2 protein-coding genes are annotated in these 1,974 nt (G+C 51.9%); both read right to left on the bottom strand.

What is annotated here, in order from left to right:
- Positions 1–200: 200 nt before the first annotated feature.
- Entirely contained in the window at positions 201–911 is a 711-nt protein-coding gene (locus RUMCAL_RS00660) for an NERD domain-containing protein (protein ID WP_021680439.1), read from the bottom strand.
- Positions 912–967: 56 nt separating this feature from the next.
- Positions 968–1,837, bottom strand: a complete 870-nt coding sequence (locus tag RUMCAL_RS00655) for a prohibitin family protein (protein ID WP_021680438.1) — start codon at positions 1,835–1,837, stop codon at positions 968–970.
- Positions 1,838–1,974 lie beyond the last annotated feature (137 nt).

Genomic DNA, 1,974 nt, shown 5'->3' with positions numbered 1-1,974 from the left:
AAAGAGCGTCTGGCGACTTTGCACGCCATCTGCCGCACAATCTTTGTGCGGTATTGCCGAAAGCATTATAGCATTTGATTGCATGTATTCTGTATTCATGCACTTCTGTAGTATAACATATTTGATTTGGAAATGCAAGAGTTTTTTTACATTTTGTTTTCATGAAAATAATGACTAAATTGCATAATTTAATATTCTTATTACACTTCATTTTCCAGCGTATAACGGCATTCGGGATAGTTGGTACAGCCGTAAAAAGAGCCGTATCTGCCCTGCCGCAGCACCAGCTTTCCGCCGCAGCGGGGACAAAGTCCCCTCCGCAGGGCAAACCGCCGATAAGCGATCTCGTCATCGATCTGGGAGAGGTGCTGTTCCCGTGCCTGCGGGTCCTCGATGTTGGCACACAAAATCACGCCGGCATAATAGCGGACATCGTCCCACAGCAGCAAGGGCTGTTTCCGGCGGCGGACGGCACGGCACACCTTGGAAATAGGCACCAGCTGTTCTGTACTGTCCTCCGGCTGTACCACCTGTAAGATGGCATCATCTGCGAACGCCACAACGGAAAAGAAACAGTCCCGTTCCAGCCCCAGCAAACTGGCAAGTGCCTGCACATGGGCATAATTCTGGCGAAAGGGATTCCGCAGGTCATACTGCCTGCCGTGACACTCCTGCACCCAGAACTCTTTCCAGATGCTGCCGGAAATAGTGCCGTGATAATTCTTGGTTTCGATCACGAAAATGCCGTAGACGGACACCACCACGTGGTCGATCTGTGTCAGACGGCTGCCGCAGGGAAGCAGCAGGTCTGACAGCACAATGTACTGTCGGGAATCCAGCCGCCGCAGCCGGCGGGCAACCTGTTTTTCGCCCTGTATGCCTTTTTTGCCGGACGCTGCCAGCCACTTCATGTTCTTCCCTCCGGTCTATGCAAAAACGGCAAAGCAGTGATGCTCTGCCGCTGCCGTTATTCTCCCGCGTTTTCTGCCGGCTGTGTCGAAGCGGCTTTGCCGGAAGAAGCGTCCACCAGAATCGAGGAATCCGAGGAAACCACATTGGGGTATTCGCCGTTCCACTTTTCGATCTGCTGGTACTTCAGAACGTTTTCGTTCAGGGACGCGTTGATCTTTTCGTTTGCCTCGGCTTCTGCCTCTGCCTTTTGCCGAATGGCATCTGCCTCCGCCTTGGCGGCGATCACCTTTTGTTCGGCATCTGCCTGTGCTTCAATGACTTTCTGTTCCTTTTCGGTTTCTGCCCGCAGCTTGTTCTGCTCGGCAACCTGTTTCTGTTCGATCGCCGCGTTGAACTCCTCGGAGAAGTCAAAGTTGATGATATTGAACTTGTCGATGAGAATGCCGTATTCCTGCACCTTTTCCGCCAGTGTGGCACCGATTTCCTCGCCTACGGCGGAACGCTTGGTAATCAGTTCTTCCGCGGTATACTGGGCGGTAATGGCTTTCATGGATTCCTGAATTGCCGGCTGGAGCACGGTGTCGGCATAGCCCTCGCCGATGCTCTGATAGATCTTGGCGGAATCGTCCTTGTTGATGTGGTAGTTGATCGCCACGCCGCTGGAAACGGTTTGCAGATCCTTGGAAACACCGTTGGAATCGATCTCGGTCTTTTGGATCTTGTTGTTCATCATCACGATCTGCTGGGCAAAGGGCACTTTCAGATGCATGCCCTCGCTCAGTACCCGATCAGAAACCTTTCCCATGGTGACGATCACGCCGGTGTGTCCCGCCGGAACGATGGTCACAGCAGACGTGCCGGCGATCAGAGCCAGAAGCACTACCGCACCAATGAGGATCCCGTTCCGCAGTTTGTTGTTTTTCATAGACATTCCTTTCCTGAACAGTTGAAATGTTCGTTTTTCTTTGGGTGTTTCCTTAATTATAGCATAATTTCGCTCTTTTTGTCAAGATATGCACGTTCCGGTGCCACGGAAATCAATTTTCATGATAGCCTCCCCTG

The sequence above is a fragment of the Ruminococcus callidus ATCC 27760 genome (assembly GCF_000468015.1).
Taxonomy (GTDB): domain Bacteria; phylum Bacillota; class Clostridia; order Oscillospirales; family Ruminococcaceae; genus Ruminococcus_C; species Ruminococcus_C callidus.
This window is presented reverse-complemented; position numbering and strand designations above follow the sequence as displayed.